16 protein-coding genes and 2 pseudogenes are annotated in these 20,118 nt (G+C 63.9%); 8 read left to right on the forward strand and 10 right to left on the reverse strand.

Translation table 11 applies throughout. From position 1 onward, the window contains the following. Positions 1-8: 8 nt before the first annotated feature. The 3 genes from F6X59_RS01345 to dapA are packed head-to-tail and all read right to left on the reverse strand — an operon-like array spanning position 9 to position 2,789. The gene (locus F6X59_RS01345) at positions 9-767 is read right to left on the reverse strand and encodes an MBL fold metallo-hydrolase (protein ID WP_372240271.1); all 759 of its coding nucleotides are present in this window, start codon (positions 765-767) and stop codon (positions 9-11) included. Beyond that, positions 768-1,886, reverse strand: coding sequence for an outer membrane protein assembly factor BamC (gene bamC / locus F6X59_RS01350; protein WP_152954044.1), 1,119 nt, complete (start codon positions 1,884-1,886; stop codon positions 768-770). 15 nt (positions 1,887-1,901) lie between these two features. Next, on the reverse strand, positions 1,902-2,789 hold the full coding sequence (gene dapA / locus F6X59_RS01355) for a 4-hydroxy-tetrahydrodipicolinate synthase (protein ID WP_152954045.1): 888 nt from the start codon (positions 2,787-2,789) through the stop codon (positions 1,902-1,904). Positions 2,790-3,049: 260 nt separating this feature from the next. Between dapA and F6X59_RS01360 the strand changes: the two genes are divergently transcribed. Together F6X59_RS01360 and F6X59_RS01365 are read left to right on the forward strand one after the other, a co-directional pair. Further along, positions 3,050-3,613: a glycine cleavage system protein R gene (locus tag F6X59_RS01360; protein WP_060510219.1), complete on the forward strand. Its 564-nt coding sequence runs from the start codon at positions 3,050-3,052 to the stop codon at positions 3,611-3,613. A gap of 11 nt (positions 3,614-3,624) precedes the next feature. Further along, positions 3,625-4,098, forward strand: a complete 474-nt coding sequence (locus F6X59_RS01365; protein WP_152954046.1) for a peroxiredoxin — start codon at positions 3,625-3,627, stop codon at positions 4,096-4,098. A 35-nt stretch (positions 4,099-4,133) separates the two neighbouring features. On the opposite strand, the gene F6X59_RS01370 is transcribed toward F6X59_RS01365, so the two are convergent. Then, positions 4,134-5,204, reverse strand: coding sequence for an AI-2E family transporter (locus tag F6X59_RS01370; protein ID WP_152954047.1), 1,071 nt, complete (start codon positions 5,202-5,204; stop codon positions 4,134-4,136). 19 nt (positions 5,205-5,223) lie between these two features. Then, on the reverse strand, positions 5,224-5,463 hold the full coding sequence (locus F6X59_RS01375) for a sulfurtransferase TusA family protein (RefSeq protein ID WP_152954048.1): 240 nt from the start codon (positions 5,461-5,463) through the stop codon (positions 5,224-5,226). Between the two features lie 117 nt (positions 5,464-5,580). Between F6X59_RS01375 and F6X59_RS01380 the strand changes: the two genes are divergently transcribed. After that, positions 5,581-7,017, forward strand: a complete 1,437-nt coding sequence (locus F6X59_RS01380) for a M48 family metalloprotease (protein ID WP_152954049.1) — start codon at positions 5,581-5,583, stop codon at positions 7,015-7,017. Between the two features lie 32 nt (positions 7,018-7,049). Here the strand turns inward: F6X59_RS01380 and nadA are convergent, their stop codons facing one another. Both nadA and F6X59_RS01390 read right to left on the reverse strand, forming a co-directional pair. Then, positions 7,050-8,108: a quinolinate synthase NadA gene (gene nadA / locus F6X59_RS01385; RefSeq protein ID WP_016711984.1), complete on the reverse strand. Its 1,059-nt coding sequence runs from the start codon at positions 8,106-8,108 to the stop codon at positions 7,050-7,052. Between the two features lie 273 nt (positions 8,109-8,381). Continuing rightward, the gene (locus tag F6X59_RS01390) at positions 8,382-9,890 is read right to left on the reverse strand and encodes a YdgA family protein (RefSeq protein WP_152954050.1); all 1,509 of its coding nucleotides are present in this window, start codon (positions 9,888-9,890) and stop codon (positions 8,382-8,384) included. 467 nt (positions 9,891-10,357) lie between these two features. On the opposite strand from F6X59_RS01390, the gene F6X59_RS01395 reads away from it, so the two are divergent. The 4 genes and pseudogenes from F6X59_RS01395 to F6X59_RS01405 all read left to right on the forward strand — a co-directional run bounded on the left by F6X59_RS01395 (position 10,358) and on the right by F6X59_RS01405 (position 14,901). Next, positions 10,358-11,710: an APC family permease gene (locus F6X59_RS01395; RefSeq protein WP_152954051.1), complete on the forward strand. Its 1,353-nt coding sequence runs from the start codon at positions 10,358-10,360 to the stop codon at positions 11,708-11,710. Positions 11,711-11,995: 285 nt separating this feature from the next. Then, positions 11,996-12,985: pseudogene (locus F6X59_RS28860) on the forward strand (HAMP domain-containing protein); the annotation flags it as partial. Between the two features lie 321 nt (positions 12,986-13,306). After that, positions 13,307-13,843 (forward strand): annotated as a pseudogene (locus tag F6X59_RS28865) (methyl-accepting chemotaxis protein); the annotation flags it as partial. A gap of 98 nt (positions 13,844-13,941) precedes the next feature. Continuing rightward, entirely contained in the window at positions 13,942-14,901 is a 960-nt protein-coding gene (locus F6X59_RS01405) for a cation diffusion facilitator family transporter (RefSeq protein ID WP_152954053.1), read from the forward strand. A 9-nt stretch (positions 14,902-14,910) separates the two neighbouring features. Here F6X59_RS01405 and F6X59_RS01410 read toward each other — a convergent pair whose 3' ends face one another. Genes F6X59_RS01410 through F6X59_RS01420 form a run of 3 tightly spaced genes read right to left on the reverse strand, consistent with a single transcriptional unit; the run spans position 14,911 to position 19,621 of the window. Beyond that, positions 14,911-16,266 (reverse strand): TolC family protein, encoded by a 1,356-nt coding sequence (locus F6X59_RS01410; protein ID WP_152954054.1) that lies wholly within the window; start codon positions 16,264-16,266, stop codon positions 14,911-14,913. Further along, positions 16,263-18,368, reverse strand: a complete 2,106-nt coding sequence (locus tag F6X59_RS01415) for a peptidase domain-containing ABC transporter (protein WP_372240272.1) — start codon at positions 18,366-18,368, stop codon at positions 16,263-16,265. Before F6X59_RS01415 ends, F6X59_RS01410 begins: the two co-directional genes overlap by 4 nt. Beyond that, positions 18,365-19,621 (reverse strand): HlyD family secretion protein, encoded by a 1,257-nt coding sequence (locus F6X59_RS01420; protein WP_152954056.1) that lies wholly within the window; start codon positions 19,619-19,621, stop codon positions 18,365-18,367. Before F6X59_RS01420 ends, F6X59_RS01415 begins: the two co-directional genes overlap by 4 nt. Positions 19,622-19,882: 261 nt before the next feature. Here F6X59_RS01420 and F6X59_RS01425 point away from each other — a divergent pair, with 261 nt between their 5' ends. Next, on the forward strand, positions 19,883-20,071 hold the full coding sequence (locus F6X59_RS01425; RefSeq protein WP_152954057.1) for a bacteriocin: 189 nt from the start codon (positions 19,883-19,885) through the stop codon (positions 20,069-20,071). Positions 20,072-20,118: the final 47 nt, after the last annotated feature.

Genomic DNA, 20,118 nt, shown 5'->3' on the forward strand with positions numbered 1-20,118 from the left:
GTGTTGGGCTAGGCGATTTCGCGCCAGTCGAGCCCGTGTTCCTGATTCGCCACCTGGAGCCAGTCCGGGTCGCACCCAAGGGTGTCGACGAAGCACTGGCGGGCCAAGTGTGGCAGGTTGTTCTTGCTGCTGAGGTGGGCCAGCACCAGGTGCTGCAGGTTGTTCCAGCCCAACTCTTGCACCAGGCGTGCGGCCTGGTGATTGTTCAAATGTCCTTGCATGCCACCCACCCGCTGCTTCAGGAAGGCCGGGTAGTGACCGCGCGCGAGCAGGTCGCGGCAGTGGTTGGCTTCGATCAGCAGTGCATCCAGGCCCTGGTAGCGCTCGAGCAGCAGCGCATCGTACGAACCCAGGTCGGTGAGCATGCCAAAACGCCGACGGCCGTCACTGAACACATACTGCAGCGGCTCGTAGGCGTCGTGCTCGACCCGCGCCGGGCTCACTTCCAGGTCACCGATCTGCAGCCGCTCGCCACAAGCGAGAAAACCGGCCACCTCCACCGGCTTGCGCATGCCGCGCAATGTGCCTTGGCTGAGGTAGACCGGTACATTGTAGCGCCGCGACAGCAAGCCCACCCCATGCACGTGGTCGGCATGTTCGTGGGTTACCAGCACGGCGCTCAGTTGCGCCGCCGAGACCCCAAGCAGCGCCAGGCGCCGCTCGGTTTCACGCAGGGAAAAACCGCAATCGACCAGGATGAACGTGTCACCACTGGCGATCAGCGTGCCATTTCCCTGGCTGCCGCTTCCGAGTACCGCGAAGCGCACTTAGCCCAGGTGGTCCTGAATGGCGCTCAGCACGCGGCGGGCGACATCGGCCGGGGCCACGGTGTTGATGTTCTTCTCGACGGTAACCTGCACGCTCTCGCCAACTTTGCTCAGGCGTACCTGATAACGCTCGGCACGGGCTTCACGCTCTTCCTTGGACGGTGCGCTGCCGAACATACGGCTGAAGAAGCCAGGCTCGTTCTGCTTGTCGTCAGGCTTTTCCGACAGGTTGATGTAGTACAGGCCCAGGCTGCGGTTGATGTCCTCGACACGCCACTGGCCGCCCTGCTCCAGGGCACGGCCCACGCCGGACCAGGCACGGTCCAGGTCCGAGCCGAGGAACAGCACCGGGTTGCCGCTGCCGTCTTCGCTCAGGCTGACACGGCTTGGGGCGTCGAAGTCACGTGCAGCCAGCAGCGATACCGAACCGCCTTTCTCGGCGCTGCGGCTCATGCTGGCAAGCATTTCGTCGACCAGCAGTGCGTCGGCACCGGTGTTGGCCGAGGTGGACGGGAACGCGGTGTCGGCGGTGCTGCCGGCCGGGCGCTCGACGCTGACGATGTACACTTCGGAGGTGTTGCGCTGCACGCCGGGTTCGATGCGCACACGTACACGCACTTCGCTGTCGCCACTGCTGGCAGTGCTCGACAGACGCTGGCCGAGCGATGCCGACAGCTCGTCGAAGCGCTGCCAGGTGGTGTTGAACTCACCGGTCTGCGGGCGCTCTTCAGCGATGCGGAAGCCGTTGTCCTCGAAGAACTGGTGCGCCACCGGCCACACTTCGGCCGGTGAATGCTGGGCCAGTACCCAGCGGCTGCTGCCGCTGCGCTGCAAGGTGTAATCGCTGGCTTCGGCGCCAGCGGTCAGCGGTTGCGGGCGAGGCACTTCGAATTCGCCTGTGGCACTATCGTCGGCGACGTTGCGCGGGATCGGCAGCAACGGGTCAAGGCGCTTGGCCTTGCCGGCGTCCGGCGGCAGCTGCATCGGCGCAGTCGGGTGCGCCTGCAGGTAATCGCTGCCGCGGTCGCGGAAATAGCCATCCTCGCCCCACAGCCAGCCACACCCACTGGTGCTGGAAATAATCAGGGCGAGTGCGGAAAGACCAGCCAGTCGCTTCATGCGGTGTACTTCCTCTTAAACCAGTACGCCGGACTGGCGCAAGGCAGTACGGACTTTTTCGTGGCAACCTTCGCTCAGCCAGGTCAGCGGCAGGCGAATGCCTTTGTGCATCAGGCCCATTTCCACCAGCGCCCACTTCACAGGGATCGGGTTGGCTTCGCAGAACAGGTCTTTGTGCAGCGGCATGAGTTTTTCGTTGATAGCGCGGGCCTTCTCGGCATTGCCCTCAAGGGCGGCCTCGCACAGGTCGGCCATTTCGCGCGGGGCGACGTTGGCGGTGACCGAGATGTTGCCCTTGCCGCCCATCAGGATCAGCTCGACGGCGGTCGGGTCATCGCCGGACAGGACGACGAAGTCCTTGCTGACGCCATCGAGGATGGCCTTGGCACGGACCAGGTCGCCGGTGGCTTCCTTGATGCCGATGATGTTCGGCACGCTCGACAGGCGGATCACGGTCTCGGCCTGCATGTCGCAGGAAGTGCGACCCGGCACGTTGTAGAGGATCTGCGGAATGTCGACGGCTTCGGCAATGTGCTTGAAGTGCTGGTACAGGCCTTCCTGGGTTGGCTTGTTGTAGTACGGCACAACCAGCAGGCAGGCGTCGGCGCCAGCATTCTTGGCGTTCTGGGTCAGGTGCACGGCTTCGGTGGTGGAGTTCGCACCGGTGCCGGCGATCACCGGGATCGGCTTGTTGCTGCGCTTGACGCGCTCGACCACATGCTTGATGACCAGGATGTGTTCTTCGACATCCAGCGTGGCCGACTCACCGGTGGTGCCGACAGCGACGATCGCGTGGGTGCCGTTTTCCAGGTGGAAGTCTACAAGTTTGTCGAGGCTGACCCAGTCCAGACGCCCTTGTGCATCCATGGGTGTGACCAACGCCACCATACTGCCCGCAATCATGTAACTGCTCCTGCCGGAAAAAGAGAGCGGTAATGGTACTGGGGGCATCGGCCTTGCACAAGCGAAGCAGGCGGGCGGAGCATTCCCCTCGGCGCCTTATTTCGCTACCCTTGATCCTTTGATCGGTGCAGCGCGGCCCGCCGGGCCGTCGACCTTGCTCCCCGGCCAGCGTCCACGTCCTCGCATGCGAGCCCCGGGCCCTGCCGACAGGAGGCTTTCGCCCGTCCTGCACCGACCGCTCATCGCTTTAGGAATGCTGCATGTCCACCCCCACCTCCGTCCGCGAACAATTCCTTGTCATCAGCGCCCTGGGCCCCAACCCCATGGAGCTGGCCAACGTCCTCAGCCGCGCCGCCTTCGAAAACCGCTGCGCGGTGGTCACCTCGCGCCTGAGCCGCCACGGCGAGACCAGCGCCCTGGTACTGCAGGTAGGCGGCAGCTGGGACGCCCTGGCGCGCCTCGAAGCCATGCTGCCGGGCCTGGGCAAGAAACACGGCCTGACCCTCGACGTGGTGCGCAGCGCCGACCAGGAAGTGCGCCCACAGGCCCTGCCCTACGTGGCCTACGTCAGCGCCGCCTATCGCCCGGACATCATCAACGAGCTGTGCCAGTTCTTCCTCGACCACCGCGTCGAGCTCGAAGCCATGACCTGCGACACCTATCTGGCGCCGCAGACCGGCAGCAGCATGCTCAACGCCCAGTTCACCGTGATCCTGCCGGCCGGCACCCAGATCAGCTGGCTGCGCGACCAGTTCCTGGACTTCGCCGATGCCCTGAACCTCGATGCACTGATCGAGCCGTGGCGTCCTCAGAACCCCATGTAAGGAAACCGACCATGGCAGTAGCACTCGACCAACCCGTCGCCGACTTCCAGGCCCAGGCCACCAGCGGCCAGACCGTCAGCCTGGCCGAGCTCAAGGGCCAGCAGGTGGTGGTGTACTTCTACCCCAAGGACAGCACCCCGGGCTGCACCACCGAAGGCCAGGGTTTCCGCGACCAGCACGATGCCTTTGCCGCCGCCAACACCGTGGTGTTCGGTGTGTCGCGCGATGGCATCAAGTCGCATGAGAACTTCAAGGCCAAGCAAGCTTTCCCGTTCGAGCTGATCAGCGACAAGGACGAGGCCCTGTGCCAGCTGTTCGACGTGATCAAGCTGAAGAAGCTGTATGGCAAGGAATACATGGGCGTCGACCGCAGCACCTTCCTGATCGACAAGGACGGTGTGCTGCGCCAGGAATGGCGTGGGGTGAAGGTGCCCGGGCATGTGGATGCCGTGCTGGCAGCTGCCCAGGCCCTGAACAAGGCCTGAGATTGATGGGGGCCGCTTGGCGGCCCCAATTGCATTCACAGCATCGGTGAAACGCTCGGCTCCTGCCGCGGCCAGGCATCCAGCACGGCCTTGATCAAGGTCGCCAGCGGGATTGCAAAGAAGATCCCCCAGAACCCCCACAACCCGCCAAACAGCAGCACCGCGCAGATGATCGCCACCGGGTGCAAACTCACCGCCTCGGAGAACAGCAGCGGCACCAGCACGTTGCCATCCAGGCCCTGGATGATCGCATACACCGTCATCAGGTAGATGAACTGGTCGCCCCAGCCCCACTGGAACAGCGCGATCAACGTCACCGGCACGGTCACCACCACCGCGCCCACATACGGCACCACCACCGACAACCCTACCAGCAGCGCCAGCAGCGCGGCGTAATTGAGCCCCAGGCTGATGAAGGCGATGTAGGTGGCAATCCCGCAGATCAGGATTTCGATGCCCTTGCCGCGAATGTAGTTGGCGATCTGCCGGTTCATCTCGCTACCCACCCGGTTCAGCAAGGTGCGCTGCCGCGGCAGGTAACCACTGACCCAGCGCCCGATCAGCTCGCGGTCCTTGAGGAAAAAGAACACCAGGATCGGCACCAGCACCAGGTAGATCATCGCGTTGACCAGCAGCGGCAGGCTCGACAGCGAGAAGGTCAGCGCCCATTGGCCGAACTTGCCGATTTCACCGCGCACCGACTCGATCGCACGCAACACCTGCTCGTCCGACACCAGGTGCGGATAGCGCTCAGGCAGCAGCAACAACAGCGACTGCCACTTGCCAAGCATCCCCGGCAATTCGTTGAACAAGGTGATCAGCTGATGCCAGAGCAGCGGCACCAGCACCAGCATGAACACCGCCAGCGCCCCCATGAACAGGGCGAACACCAGCATCACCGCGAACCGGGTCGGCACGCGTATGCGCTCCAGGGCGTTGACCAGGCCCTGCATCAGGAACGCCAGGACCATGCCCGCCAGCACCGGCGCGAGCATGCCTCCGAGGGTGAGTACCGCGGTAAAGGCGAGGAACAGCAGGACCGCCAGCACCACCGCTTCCTCATCGGAGAAGTAGCGCTCTATCCAGTCGCGAAGCACTTTGAACATTGACGATCCTTGGGTTGGCTCAGGCCTTGCGGAGCCAGTAGGTGTAGGTACCGGCCTCGGCCGTTTCTTGCAGCAGGGTATGACCGGCAAGCTGGGCGAAAGTGCGGAAGTCGCGCTGGGAACCTGCATCGGTAGCGATGATTTTCAGTACCGCCCCGCTGGCCAGGCGGTTGAGCTCCATCTTCGCCTTGAGCAGCGGCAGTGGGCAGTTCAGCCCGCTGGCGTCGAGTTCGGCGTCGCAGGTCAGGGTGTCACTCATCGGGCGCGTCTCCAGGGCAGGGCGGGTAATATCGGGAAAAGCTCGGTAGCATACCGCCACTGGTCGGCTCTGCGCGACCCGGCTACAGTAAGGCTTTTCTTCGACGCGAGCTTCTGCATGAATCTACTGCGCCCTACCCTGCTGGCGCTGGCCTGCATGATGGCCCTTCCCGGCCACGCCGACGACCTGCCGTCACTGGGCGACGCCAGTTCCGCGATCGTTTCACCCAAGCAGGAGCACGACCTCGGCCGCGCGTGGCTGAGCCTGCTGCGCGGCCAGGTCAACCAACTCAACGACCCGCAGCTCAAGGATTACGTCGAAACCACCGTCTACCGCCTGGCTGAAACCAGCCAGCTGCAGGACCGGCGCCTGGAGTTCATCCTCATCGACAGCCGCGAGCTGAACGCCTTTGCCGCACCTGGCGGCATCGTCGGCGTCAATGGCGGCCTGTTCCTCAATGCCCAGACCGAAGGCGAGTACGCCTCGGTACTGGCGCACGAACTGGCGCACTTGTCGCAACGCCATTTCGCCCGCGGCGTCGAGGCCCAGCAGCGCATGCAGTTGCCGATGATGGCCGCGCTGCTGGCCGGCATCGTGCTGGCGGCAGGCGGCGCAGGTGATGCCGGCATCGGCATGATCGCCGGCACCCAGGCTGCGGCGATCCAGGAACAACGGCGCTTTTCGCGACAGAACGAACAGGAGGCCGACCGCGTTGGCATCCAGAACCTGGAAAGGGCCGGTTACGACCCGCGCAACATGCCGACCATGTTCGAACGTCTGGCGCGCCAATACCGCTTCGATGCCAAGCCGCCAGAATTCCTGCTGACTCACCCGGTCACCGAGTCGCGTATCGCCGACACCCGCAACCGCGCCGAACAGGCGCCCAAGGGTGGCGTCGAAGACAGCCAGCGCTACCAGCTGATTCGCGCCCGCGTGGCACTCACTTACGAGGGCACCCCAGGCCTGGCAGCCAAGCGCTTCCGCGCCCAGCTCGACGAAGACCCGAAACTGGACGCTGCGCGCTATGGCCTGGGCCTGGCGCAGATCAAGGGTGGCCAGCTCAATGAAGCGCGGGAAACCCTCAAGCCGCTGCTGGCCAAGGCACCTAACGACATTACCTACAACCTGGCGCAGATCGACCTGGACATCACCAACAACCGCCTGGCCGACGCGCAGCAGCGTGCCGAGCGCATGCAGGGGCTGTACCCGGGCAACTATCCGCTCAAACAGGTGCGTGCTGACTTGCTGGTCAAGCAGAACAAGCCGGCCGAGGCCGAGAAGGTGCTGAACGACCTGCTCAAGAGCCGGCCGGATGACCCGGATGTGTGGTACGACATGGCGGAAGTGCGCGGCTTGTCGGGCAACACCATCGGCCTGCACCGTGCGCGCGCCGAATACTTCACGCTGGTCGGGGATTTCGACCAGGCGGTACAGCAGCTGGACTACGCCAAGCGCCGCGCAGGCAGCAACTTCCCGCTGGCTTCGCAGATCGACCAGCGCCAGCGCGAGATCATGGAGCAGAAGCGCATGGTTCAGGAGATGATGGGCCGCTAAGACTTTGGGGCCGCTTTGCGGCCCCCGCTATCTCAGGCGTTACCAGAAAGCTTCAGGCGAGCCGCCTGGGTAAAGTCGAGCATCCGGTTCAATGGCTTGATCGCCTTCGGCACCAGTGCCGGGTCGACGAAGATTTCATCGCCCCCGTTACGCAGGCAATGCAGCACCCGCTCCAGGGTATTCATCGCCATCCACGGGCAGTGCGCGCAGCTGCGGCACGCCGCGCCGTTACCGGCAGTCGGCGCTTCAACGAATTCCTTGTCCGGGCACAGCTGCTGCATCTTGTAGAAGATGCCGCGGTCGGTGGCGACGATGAAGGTCTTGTTCGGCAGGGTCTGCGCCGCCTTGATCAGCTGGCTGGTGGAACCCACCGCGTCAGCCAGCTCGATCACCGCTTCCGGCGACTCCGGGTGCACCAGGATGGCGGCATCCGGGTACAGCGCCTTCATGTCGGCCAGCTGGCGTGACTTGAACTCTTCGTGAACGATGCAGGCACCGTCCCACAGCAGCATGTCGGCACCGGTCTGCTTCTGGATGTACCGGCCCAGATGCTGGTCCGGGCCCCAGATGATGGTCTCACCGTTGTCCATCAGGCTTTCGACAATCTCCAGCGCGCAGCTAGAGGTCACCACCCAGTCAGCCCGCGCCTTCACCGCAGCGGAGGTGTTGGCATACACCACCACGGTACGCTCAGGGTGCTGGTCGCAGAAGGCCGAGAACTCTTCGACCGGGCAGCCCAGGTCGAGCGAGCAGGTGGCCTCCAGGGTCGGCATCAGCACGCGTTTTTCCGGGGTGAGGATCTTGGCGGTTTCGCCCATGAAGCGCACGCCGGCGACAATCACCGTCTCGGCCGGGTGGTTCTTGCCGAAGCGGGCCATTTCCAGCGAGTCGGACACGCAGCCGCCGGTCTCTTCGGCCAGCGCCTGGATAACCGGGTCGCAGTAATAGTGGGCTACCAGCACGGCATTCTGCGCTTTCAGCTCGGCAGCGATGGCCGCACGGTATTCGGCCTCCTGCTCGGCGGTCAGCGGGTTGGGCTGCTTGGCGTCAAGGTGGGCCTGAACCAACAGGCGTTCGGAAATCTGGGTCATGATCGCTGGACCTGCAGGCGCGCGTGCGCGTCAAATCGAGTGTATCACCCGGCCCTGGCAGATCGGCTAAGGGCGCCGGACGGCAGGTGCGCCGTCTCGGCCCTCTGCGGGCGCGGATTATTATCGGACGCCGAAGGCTACAGACAATCAAGGGAATTCTAAAGTGGTTTTTGTGGCGCCAGTACCTGCCTCTTCGCGGCTAAAGCCGCTACACAGGGTCAGCACTGCAGCTGAGGGCAGTGCCTTACCTGTGAACCTGGTACAGACTGAATGTCAGCCTTGCGGCTGCATGGCGGCAAAATGCGCCGCCAGCAGCATGGCGAACGCTTCGACGGTCATCTTCTTGCCGTTGAAGTCGACCATGCCATCGGCATAGTGAAGGCTCGACACCACATCATTGCCCTGCACGGTAGCCATACCACTCTGCAGCGCCATCATGCCGACCATCTCCCCGGCCTGGCCAGACTGCATGGCAATCGCCTGGGCATCGGTCTGCCCTTCCAGAAGCGCCTGCAAGGTCGCCAGGTCGCCGATCATCGGCTTGGACAACGTCAGTTTGCTCTTCACCTCGGTGATCAGTTGCTTGCTCAGCTGGTCAGGCGGCAGGTCGAACGAGGTCGGGTTGGAAAAGTCCATCGACAGGTCGAAGCGGCTCTCGCCATTGGCGGTGCGGAATGCCAGGTTCTCGATCGCCAGCCTGGGCTTGGAGGCCAGCAACTGTTGCAGGTCACCGTGGAACCGGGCCTTTTCCGCCTCATCCATCTGGATTTCCGGCACCGGCTGGCCGGCAGCCTGAGCCGCTTCGAACTCCGGCAGGTGGGCCTGGTACCACTTCGACAACGACTGCAAGGCCGGAGCATTGAGCGACTTGATGCTCACCCCCATCTGCGCATTGCCGACCGCACGGCCATCCCAGGTGATATCCGCCACCCGATAATCCACGCGCCCCGCCACGGTGTCCGGACCGTCCAGGGTCTGCAGGACATTCTGTTCCAGCCCCTTGAGCACCAGGACCTGCTGCTTGTCACCCAAGGTCGCCTTGGCCTCTGCCAACAGCATGTCGACATTGCCGACGTACACGGCATCATGCTTGCTGGCCGCGAGATTGCCGCCGACCTTCAGGCCAGAGAGTTCGAGGGTGGCCGGCGCGTGGTCCTCGCCAACCAGCGTCATCTCGAAGCGGTCCGCGCTGCCATGGAACTTCGACGCCTTGCCTTCCTGATCACCGCTGACCTCCAGCGACATGCCCGAGAAGTCCAGGCTGCTGCCATTGGCCTCGGTGCGCTTGAGTGGCGCCACGGTGATGATGCTGTCGACGTTGCCCGAGAAGCCCAGGCTGGTATGCGCGCGGACCGGCGACTGCTCGCCTGCCGCAGCGAACCACGGCGCTGTCAGGTCATCCTTCTGCAAGCTGCTGTTGCTGGCGGCCAGCACCGGCATCAGTTGCAGCGCCTTGACCCGCGACCAAGGGAATGGGCCGTGTTCGATCTGGTCGGTCATGCCCAGGTCGAAACTCAGCACTTCGCCATGGCCGAGGTTGATGTCCTTGGCCTTGAGCCGGTACTGCGCAGTGCTGCTGAACAGATGCTGATCGAGGGACACCAGCTCGACAGTCATGCTGCCGCCATAGTTGACCAGCGCCTGCTTGAGCTGTTGGTTGCTGCGGCTGACCGCGTTTTCCAGCTCCCCAGGCAGTTGCTTGCCGGTGTACCAGGCGCCAGCGGTGGTCACGACGGCGATGGCGATGGCCAGGCCGGAAAGGATACCTACTGATTTCTTCATGAATAGAACCGATCGATGTCCATATGGGCGGGTTCGCAGCCAATCGGCCGCAAGGGGTGCAAAAGGATATCACCGCCGCGACAGCCAGGTGACTACGCCAAGGCAGAAAGGGTGGATTTGGGAAATGTCCGACAATCGTTAATTTTTACGAACATCCAAGTCGATCGAAACCGCAAAAAAACGCGCAAAAACCGAACATTCAGGCCGTTTACTCGATAAATATTTCAAATTCGCAACATCTTGTCATGTTTAACTTGACGCCTCCCTACCAATCGTTTTTTATTTTCACCACCTCGCCCAGCGCCCGATCCACGAAGAAGAAAAAGTCGCGCCGTCATGATGCTCGGATGCCCCTGCCCGCACGCTTCAACCTCCTCGCCAAGGCACTGCCAGCCTGACGCCGGCGCCTAGCACGCGCCTATCTCTGCTCCAAACAAAAAAGGTGAACAACATGGAGCCACACCAGCATGCAGCATGACCACAACGCCACCGGCAACGGCCAATTCCGTAAATCCCTGCGCCTCTGGCACGTGGTCATCATCGGTCTGGCGTACCTCACGCCCATGACCGTGTTCGACACTTTTGGCATCGTGTCCGGCATTACCTCGGGCCACGTCCCCAGCGCCTACCTGCTGGCCCTGGCCGGCGTCCTGTTCACCGCGGTGAGTTACGGCACGCTGGTACGCCGCTTCCCGCAGTCTGGCTCTGCCTACACCTACACCCAACGTGCCATCAACCCGCACGTGGGCTTCCTGGTCGGCTGGTCTTCGCTGCTTGACTACCTCTTGCTGCCGATGGTCAACGCATTGCTGGCCAAGCTCTACCTCTCGGCCATGTTCCCTGAGGTGCCAGCGTGGATGTGGGTGGCTGGCTTCGTCACCCTGATCAGCCTGATCAACATGCGCAGCATCAACCTGGTCGCACATTTCAACCTGCTGTTCGTGGTTGTGCAGCTGATGATCATGTCGGTGTTCATCTACCTCTGCGTACGCGGCCTGGACCAAGGCGAAGGGCTGGGGACCACCTGGAGCCTGATACCGTTCGCCGACTCGCAGACGCAGCTCAGCGCACTGGCTGCCGGTGCAACCATCCTGTGCTTCTCGTTCCTGGGCTTCGATGCGGTCACCTGCCTGTCCGAGGAAACCAAGGATCCGGGCAAGACCATCCCGCGTGCGATCTTCCTCACTGCCCTGATCGGCGGCGCGGTGTTCATTCTGGTGTCGTACTTCATGCAGGCGTACTTCCCGACCAATGCACGCTTCCACGACCCGGAAGCAGCACTGCCGGAAATCGCCCTGTATGTGGGTGGCAAGCTGTTCCAGTCGATCTTCATCGCCTGCACGGTGATCAACACCATCGCCTCGGGCCTGGCTTCGCAGACCAGCGTGTCGCGCCTGCTGTACGTGATGGGCCGCGACAACGTGATCCCGAGCGGCGTGTTCGCCCGTCTGCACTCACGCTACAAGACCCCAATCGTGAACATTGCCGTGGTCGGCGTGATCGCGCTCTCGGCAATCTTCTTCGACCTGGTCACCGCCACCTCGATCATCAATTTCGGCGCGCTGGTAGCGTTCAGCTTCGTCAACCTGTCGGTGATCATCCACTGCTACCTGCGCGAGGGTAATCGCCAAGGGCTTGCCAACAAGATGAAGTACCTGGTTCTGCCGACCCTCGGCTTCTGCATCATCGCCAAGCTCTGGCTCGACCTCAACGAGCATTCGTTGATCTTCGGCGGCCTCTGGGCACTGGCAGGGCTGCTGCATCTGGCCTGGCTGACCAAGGCCTTCCGGGTCGCGCCACCGAACTACGTCGCTGAATGACACCTGCCACCGACAACGCCCGCGCCTGAACGCGGGCGTTGTTGTTGAACGATAAGGAAAGCCCTCATGCCGCTACGTCGCCTCTCCATCCAGTGGAAGATCACCCTGCTCACCGGCCTGTGCCTGTTGGCCATCGTCGCCTTGCTGGTCGCCAGCTCACTGACCCAGTCGCGGCGTAGCGCGGTGCTGGTCAACCAGGCCAGCAGCGAAATGCTCGAACACAGCGCGCGCCTGCGCCTGCAGGCCCACGCCGAGACCCAGGCGTTGCGCATCCAGCGCTACTTCATGGACGCCTACCAGTACGGCAACGGCTTCGCCCGCCTGGTACAGGTGCTCAAGGCCAAGGGCGGCAGTGACCTGCGCGCCGAGCTGACCCGCCAGGCCTACACCAGCCTGGCCGGCAACCCGGACGTGATCGGCCTGTACCTGGTGTTCCAGCCCAATGCGCTGGACCACCAGGACAATCAGTTCATTGGCCAGGAGACCCGCGGCAGCAACGACAGCGGACGTTTCTCGCTGTACTGGTCGCAACCCCGGCCGGGCCCCCTGGAGCTGGAAGCGATGCCCGAGTCGATGCTGGGCGACAACAGCCCCGGCACCAATGGCCAGGCCAAGAACCGTTGGCTGACCTGCCCACAGGAAACCGCCAGGGCCTGTGCACTCGAGCCTTACCTCGACGAAGTCAATGGCCACCAGGTGCTGATGACCAGCATCGCCCTGCCCCTGCTGGAAAACGGCAAGGTCGTGGGCGTGGTCGGCCTGGATATCGGCCTGGATAACCTCCAGCAACTGAGCCTGGATGGCCGCCAGGAGCTTTTCGATGGCCAGGGCCAGGTCAGCATCGTCAGCGCTGCCGGCCTGCTCGCCGGGCATAGCCGTGACGCCAGCCAGCTGGGCCAGGCGCTGGACAAGGAAATGGAGCGGGGCCTGCTGCGCGTGGCACGGCCGTTTGCGCCAATTCCTGACGCCAGCCCCTGGCAGGTGCAACTGGAGTTGCCTGAGGCGGTGCTGCAAGCGCCAGCCCTGGCCCTCAACCAGCGCCTGGACAGCCACAACCAGAGCGCCAACCTGACCAGCCTGCTGATCGGCCTGGGCGCTGCAATCATTGGCCTACTGTTGGTCTGGCTGACCGCCCGCGGTGTTACCCGGCCAATCCTCGCCGTGGCTGCCCGCCTGGAAGACATCGCCAGCGGCGAAGGTGACCTGACCCGTCGCTTGGACTACGCTCGCCAGGACGAACTGGGCCAGCTGACAGGCTGGTTCAACCGCTTCCTCGACAAGCTGCAGCCGGTGATCGCCCAGGTCAAAGGCTCGCTGCTCGAAGCCCGCGGTACCGCCGACCAGTCTGCTGCCATCGCCAGCCAGACCAGCAATGGCATGCAGCAGCAGCAACGGGAAATCGAACAGGTCGCCACCGCCGCCAACGAAATGAGCGCCACCGCCCAGGATGTCGCCCACAACGCCGCCCAGGCGGCCCAGGCCGCACGCGGCGCCGATCAGGCCAGCCGCGAGGGCTTGCAACTGATCGCCAGCACCCGCCAGACCATCGACCAGCTGGCAACCGGCATGGACACCGCCATGGACGAGGCCCGTGCGCTGGAGCAGCGCAGCGAGCAGATCGGCTCGGTGCTCGAGGTGATCCGCGCAATTGCCGAGCAGACCAACCTGCTGGCCCTCAACGCCGCCATCGAAGCCGCACGCGCAGGCGAAGCCGGGCGTGGTTTCGCCGTGGTCGCCGACGAAGTGCGCAGCCTGGCCCAGCGCACCCAGGTGTCGGTGGAAGAGATTCGCCAAGTGATCGAAGGGCTGCAGCAAGGCACTCAGGACGTAGTCGGTGCCATGCATGAAGGCCAGCGCCAGGCCCAGGCCAGCGCCACGCGCATGGAGCAGGCGCTACCCGCGCTGGAGCGCATCGGCGAGGCTGTGGCGGTGATCAGCGACATGAACCTGCAGATTGCCTCGGCGGCCGAGGAGCAGAGCGCGGTGGCCGAGGAGGTGAACCGCAACGTGGCCGGGATTCGCGACGTGACCGAGTCGCTGTCGGGCCAGGCCGATGAATCGGCACGCATCAGCCAGGCACTCAATCGACTGGCCAACCAACAGCAGGCATTGATGGAACAGTTTCGCGTCTAGCCTGTAAGGGCTCATCGCGGCGGTTCGGCGCCCCGACACGCCCGCGATGAGCCCAGCACAGCCAACACAGCAACATCGTTATCTACCGAGCAAAACACATGCAAACCGCAACCCGATCTTCCTTCTTCGATATCACCAGCGAACAGGGCCTGTTACGCACCTCGATTGCCGTCACCCTGTTCATCGCTACCATCGGCATCGGCTTCGGCCTGGCCTCCGGCTCGTTCTCGATCGTCTTCGACGGCGTCTATTCGCTGGTCGACGCCAGCATGAGCGGCCTGTCGCTGGTGGTGGTCAAACTGATCACCTCGCACGCCACCAGCCTGCAACTCTCGCGCAAACTGCGCGAGCGCTTCACCATGGGTTTCTGGCACCTGGAACCGATGGTCCTGGCACTCAATGGCATCCTGCTCAGCGGCGTCGCCATCTACGCGCTGATCAACGCTGTCAGCAGCCTGCTGCAAGGCGGCCGCCACCTGGAGTTCGGCATTGCCATGGTCTATGCGCTGCTGACCGTGATCGCCTGCGCGACCATCGCCGTGGTCGAGAACCGCGCCAACCGCAAGCTGAAGTCGGACTTCGTGCGCATGGACGTCAAAGGCTGGGTGATGTCCGCGAGCATCACTGCCGCCCTGTTGATCGCCTTCTGCTTCGGCTACGCAGTGCAGGGCACGCAATGGGAGTGGGTATCGCCGTACATCGACCCGGCGGTGCTGGCACTGGTCTGCCTGGTGATCATTCCGCTCCCCCTGTCGGTGGTGCGCCAGGCGCTGTCGGAGATCTTCCTGGTGACACCCGGCGACCTCAAGTTGCATGTCGACACCGTCGCCCGACAGTTCGTCGCCAGGCACGGCTTGAAGTCCTACAAGGCCTACGTGGCCAAGGTCGGGCGCTCACGCGAGATCGAACTCTATTTCATCGTGCCGGCGGACATGCCGCCACGCTCGATCACCGAATGGGATGCCTTGCGTGACGAGGTCGGTGAGGCCGTCGGCGGCGAAGGCCCGGATCGCTGGATCACCGTGGTGTTCACCGGCGACCCGGCCTGGGCGGAATAACCCCCCGCGTTAGTACTCGCGGCCGTCCAGCTGGCCGAGGTCAGCAGCCAGTTGCAGGCGTGCGGTGTACCACTCGACCACCGACGCGACCCGCCGTTGCTGCGCGTTGGCCAGATCGTTCTGGGCATTGAGCAGCTCGATGATGCTGCCGACCCCGGCCTTGTACCGCCCCAGCGCCACCCGGTGCGACTGACTGGCACTGGCGACCAGCCGGCGGCTGATGACCAGCGCCTGGGTACGTGCCTCCAGGGACTGGCGGCTGCGCCAGACGCTCAGCGCGATGGCACGCTGCGCACCGTACAGATCCTGCTCCCGCGCCGCCGCTTCCGCCTCGGCTGCGCGGGTCCGGCGGCGGGCCAGAAAGCCGTCGAAGATCGGCACGCTGACCTGCACGCCCACGGTCCAGGTTTCGATCTGCTGCCGCGAGGCCACCTGTTCGACCGGCGTATCCTCATGCCGGTAGTCGCTGTACAGCGAGATCGTCGGCCGCCCCTGGGCCCGCTCCGCCTCAGCCTTGGCCAGGCTGGAGGCCCATTGGGCACGAGCGCTGTCCACTGAAGGGTGGGCCTGCCGGGCCTGCTCCATCAACGCATCGACACTTTGCATGAAGCCTGCTTCCTGGCCTTGTGGCTCGTCCAGCGCCTCCAGGCGCAGGGGTGCGGAAGGCGACAGGTTCAAGGCACTGGCCAGCGCACCGCTGGCAATGGCCAGGTCACCCTCGGCCAACACCCGCTCCAGCTGCGCCTGCTCGAAGGTGGTCTGTGCCTGCAGGCGATCGGCGCGCTCCCCTGCCCCGGCCTGGTGCTTGGCGGTGGTCACCCGCAAGCTGTCGTCGGCCAGCGCCTCGATACTGCGCCGGGCCTCGAGCAAGGCGCTGCTGGCCTGCACCTGGTAGAACGCCTTGCTGGTGCCGAGTACCACCTGCTGGATCTTTTCCACCCGACTGCTGCTGGCCGCATTGAGCAACTGGCGGGCGCTTTCCACCCTGGCGTCCCGCAGACCGAAGTCGTACAGCACCCAGTTGAGGCTCAGCCCATAGCCGCTGGTCCGGGCATCGAGGCTGGAGTTGGCTTCGGGAAAACCGTCATAGCGCGTTTTGCGGTTGGCGCGGCCAGTGTTCGCCTGCCCCTGCAAGGTCGGCCAGTAGGCCGAGCGTTCGGCCTCCATGCTGGCCTGGTTGCTCAACTCCGTTCGCCAGGCGGCCTGCAGCTCGGGGTCGGCGCACAAGGCCATGGCCACGGCGCGGGACAAAGACAGCGGCTGGTCGGCAGGCCATGCTCCGGGGCAGGCTTGCAAGGGCTGTGCGGCCTGGCCCTGAAGGCCGCACAGGCAAAGCACCATGGCCAGCATTGCGCGGCGCTTCATGATGCGCTCGCCACCCGCCCGTCGAGCAGCGCCACCACCCGCTGGGCCGAGCGAATGGTATCCGGCCGATGGGCGACGATCACGCGGGTTATGTGCAGCGCTTCCAGCGCCTGGTTGACTGCCGCCTCGCGCTGGATGTCCAGGTGGCTGGTGGCTTCGTCGAGGAACAGCAGCTTCGGGCGCCGGTACAGTGCGCGGGCCAACAGGATACGCTGCTTCTGCCCGCCGGAGAGGACTGCGCCCATGTCGCCGACCAGCGTGTTGTAGGCCATCGGCATGCGCGCGATGTCGTCATGCACGGCAGCCAGGCGTGCACACTGCTCGATCCAGGCCGGGTCGGCGTCATTGGCGAAGAAGCTGATGTTGTCGGCGATGGAACCGGCAAACAGTACGTCGTCCTGCAGCACGGTGGCGCTGATCCGGCGCAGGCGGTCTATCGAGCGGGCGTCGATGGGCTCGCCATCGAGCAGTACCTGCCCCTCCACCGGTGCGAGGATGCCCAGCATCACGTTCAGCAGCGTACTTTTGCCGCAACCTGAAGGGCCGACGATGGCCAGCGACTCACCCGGTTCGATCACCAGCGAAACACCGTCCAACACCCACGGTTCGTAGGCGTTATAGCGGAACCTCAGCTGGCGCACTTCCAGGCGCGGCACAGGCCCTGCGTCTGCCTCCGGCAATGGCGGCGACTGCGGTTCGGCGGCCTCCAGCACAATGTCGGACAGGCGCTCACCATGCAGGCGCAGCATCACGACGTCGACCAGCTTGTCGATCAGCCCGGACACGCGGCTGTTGAACTGGTCCTTGTAGGCACTGAAAGCGATCAGCATGCCGGCGCTGAACGCACCGTCCATCACCTGCCGGGCGCCCAGCCAGATCACCAGCAGGGTCACCAGGCCGAACAGCAAACCGTTGAAGGCGCGGTACAGCAGTTGCAGCTTCTGCGGCCGCAACCCGGCATTGATCTCGTCGATCAACAGGCCACTCCAAGTCGTCGCGCGCTGCTCCTGATGGGCGAACAGCTTCAGCGTGCGCACGCCGCGCATGGTTTCGAGAAAATGGCTCTGCTGCCTGGCTGCATGCACCAGTTCATCTTCGCTGGCCCGTCGCAGCGGCCCGAACCAGGCCCAGCGCGCCAACCCGTAGAGCACCATGGCAAACACCGCAATGAAGGCCAAGGGCGGGCTGTAGAGAAACATCAGGACCAGCGTGACCACGGTCATCAGGCCATCGAGCAGGGCTTCGATGAACGAGGTGGTGAGGGTGCGCTGGATCGCCTTGAGCGAACCGAAGCGAGAAATGATATCGCCCAGATGCCGCCGCTCGAAGAACGCCACCGGCAGGCGCACCAAGTGGTTGAAGACATTGATCTGCCATTGGCTGCCGAGCAGCGTACCCAGGTACATCAAGGCCCACGAACGCCCCAGCGACAGCACCTGCTGGGCCAGCAACATCAGGCCGAAGCCGATGGCCAGCACCGCCAGCAGGTCGCGATCGGCACTGACCAGCACTTTATCGATCACCGTCTGCATGAAGAACGGCGCCAGCACCGTGCACAGCTCCAACGCCAGGCCCAGCGCCAGTACCTGGATGAACACACCGCCAAATCCCTCGACCTTGCCCAGCAAACGCCGCAGGGACAGCCGCGTCTTCACCTCGCCCGGCTGGAAATCGCTGTGAGGCCATAGCTCAAGGGCGACGCCAGTGAAGGCCCTGGAGACCTCTTCGAGGCCAAGCTTGCGTACCCCGCGTGCCGGGTCATGGATGACCACGCCACGCGGGCCGACCTCCTTGAGCACCACGAAGTGGTTGAACTCCCAGTGCAGTATGCAAGGCAGACGCAATTGCGCCAGTGCCTCCAACTCCAGACGCAGCGGTCGCGTGGCGAGGCCCAGCTGGCCGGCCATGGCCATCAGTTGCTTGAGCGTGGCCCCCTTCATGGAAGGCGCGAGCTTCTGGCGCAGGGCCTGCATGTCGTGCACCTGGCCATGATAGGCGGCAACCATCGCCAGGCAGGCCTGGCCACATTCGGCAGCCTCGACCTGCAGCATCACAGGCAGCTTGCGGCCGATGCCGAAGCTCAGGGAATGGTACAGGCTCACAAGCGTTTTCCTATGCCGCGCAGGGGCTCGAGCAACCATTCGTACAGCGGCAGCTCCTCCAGCATGATGTCTGCGTCCAGCTGCATGCCGGAACGCAGGGGTTCTTCACCGCCGCGGGCGAACAGGCTTTGTCGCTCCAGCGTGACCTTGACCCGATACAGCGGCCCTTGTTCACGCAACGCCTCGGAGGGCACGCCAACGCTCATCACCTCGTCAGCCGGCATGGCGCTGCGGGAAACCGACGCCACGGTACCGCGGGCCAGGCCAAAATGCTGGTAGGGGAAGGCCTGGTAGCGCAGCAGCACGACATTCCCTGGCCGCACGAAGCCGGCCGAGCGGCTGGGCACATGGAGCTCCGCGTACAGGCTGCTGTCCTGCGGCACCAGGCTAAGCAGCGGGCGACCGGTATCGGCGCGCGCACCGTTGACCACGCCTAACGCCGCCACCTCCCCGGCCACCGGGGCGGTGATCATCACTTGGCGCTTGACCTCGCTTTCCAGCAGGCTGCTCTGACTTTCCAGCAACCGGCGCTGCAGCTCCGCCATCTGCTTGGTCTGCTTGTAAGGCAATTCGGCAAGTTCGGCGCGCAACCCGGCGCTTTCGTTGCGCAGGGCCAGCAGTGAGCGGTTCAGTTCTTCGGCGCGAAGGCGCATTTCCAGCACGGCATCCTGACGGGCCTGGAGCAGGTCACGGGAAACGAAGTCCTGACGTTGCAGCTCAGCGTAGCGTTCGGCGATTCCCTGGGCCAGTGCCAGGCGCTGGCGAGTCAGGGCAATCTGCGCGGCGACTTTTTCCTGTTCACCTTCCAGCATGCCGAGGCGACGGGTCTTGCCCTCACGTTCTTGCTGGTGAAGCACGCGGGTTTCGTCAATTTCGTCGGCCAGGCTGTTGTTGCGCCGGGCAAGGAGGCGGCTGATGGCATCCTGGTTGGCAGCTGCCTCACCGTTGCGAGTGTCACTGGCCAGGGTCAACAGGACCTGTCCCGCATTGACGTGCTCGCCATCGCTGATCCGAAGGTCCTGCACCACCCCAATCTGCGGGGCGAAGACCTTGATCACCCCGGCTTCGGGCACCAGCACGCCGCTCACGGCTTCACGCCGCGTGTAGCTGGCAAAGGTGATGAACAGGCTTAAGGCGATGCAGAACAGCAGCGCACAGGCGCTGGCGATGCGCAAGGAGGGTGGCGATATCAATATCACGCTGCCCAGGTCGTTGTGTGCCCCTGATTGCAGTGCTTCCTTACGAAATAGCATTCCCTGGCCTACTACTGGCAGTTGCGAAATCGCCCGCAGCAAGTCCGGCTTCGGGCTAGGCCAGACTAATCAAGCCAGTCACACCGGGCACTAGTACAGATGCACTAGTGCGCGACACAGCGAGAACCGCATCACATTGTGGCAATAGGACACTAGGTCACCCGTGCTATTGCTTCAAGCGGCGGCCCCTTCACATGATTTGCCAGGTCCGGTGAACGCTTTGCCGGTGACGGAACAACACAACTTGAAGAGGACTCATCCATGAATACCGAACTTGAAAACCTGCGCACACTCGACGATGACGAACTGGAACAGGTCAGTGGAGGCATTTCAGCTTTTGGCTACCACGCCGGGGCCAGCGTCGTTAACTATGGCCAAGGCCCGACCCTGCATGTGAGCTGGGGCAGTAACAGCGGCAAGTACAACTTTTTCGAACTGAAGCTGTGCTGATTGGCCAGGTCCGCCGCCCTTGAGGAGGTGGCCTTTTGCCGTTCTTG

It is taken from the genome of Pseudomonas sp. MN1F, from assembly GCF_009391885.1.
Lineage (GTDB): Bacteria > Pseudomonadota > Gammaproteobacteria > Pseudomonadales > Pseudomonadaceae > Aquipseudomonas.

Excerpts from the sequence above, each read along its gene's own strand:
- bamC (WP_152954044.1), bottom strand. The coding sequence starts at position 1,886 with ATGAAGCGACTGGCTGGTCTTTCCGCACTCGCCCTGATTATTTCCAGC.
- dapA (WP_152954045.1), bottom strand. The coding sequence starts at position 2,789 with ATGATTGCGGGCAGTATGGTGGCGTTGGTCACACCCATGGATGCACAA.
- F6X59_RS01360 (WP_060510219.1), top strand. The coding sequence starts at position 3,050 with ATGTCCACCCCCACCTCCGTCCGCGAACAATTCCTTGTCATCAGCGCC.
- F6X59_RS01365 (WP_152954046.1), top strand. The coding sequence starts at position 3,625 with ATGGCAGTAGCACTCGACCAACCCGTCGCCGACTTCCAGGCCCAGGCC.
- F6X59_RS01370 (WP_152954047.1), bottom strand. The coding sequence starts at position 5,204 with ATGTTCAAAGTGCTTCGCGACTGGATAGAGCGCTACTTCTCCGATGAG.
- F6X59_RS01375 (WP_152954048.1), bottom strand. The coding sequence starts at position 5,463 with ATGAGTGACACCCTGACCTGCGACGCCGAACTCGACGCCAGCGGGCTG.
- F6X59_RS01380 (WP_152954049.1), top strand. The coding sequence starts at position 5,581 with ATGAATCTACTGCGCCCTACCCTGCTGGCGCTGGCCTGCATGATGGCC.
- nadA (WP_016711984.1), bottom strand. The coding sequence starts at position 8,108 with ATGACCCAGATTTCCGAACGCCTGTTGGTTCAGGCCCACCTTGACGCC.
- F6X59_RS01390 (WP_152954050.1), bottom strand. The coding sequence starts at position 9,890 with ATGAAGAAATCAGTAGGTATCCTTTCCGGCCTGGCCATCGCCATCGCC.
- F6X59_RS01395 (WP_152954051.1), top strand. The coding sequence starts at position 10,358 with ATGCAGCATGACCACAACGCCACCGGCAACGGCCAATTCCGTAAATCC.
- F6X59_RS01405 (WP_152954053.1), top strand. The coding sequence starts at position 13,942 with ATGCAAACCGCAACCCGATCTTCCTTCTTCGATATCACCAGCGAACAG.
- F6X59_RS01410 (WP_152954054.1), bottom strand. The coding sequence starts at position 16,266 with ATGAAGCGCCGCGCAATGCTGGCCATGGTGCTTTGCCTGTGCGGCCTT.
- F6X59_RS01420 (WP_152954056.1), bottom strand. The coding sequence starts at position 19,621 with ATGCTATTTCGTAAGGAAGCACTGCAATCAGGGGCACACAACGACCTG.
- F6X59_RS01425 (WP_152954057.1), top strand. The coding sequence starts at position 19,883 with ATGAATACCGAACTTGAAAACCTGCGCACACTCGACGATGACGAACTG.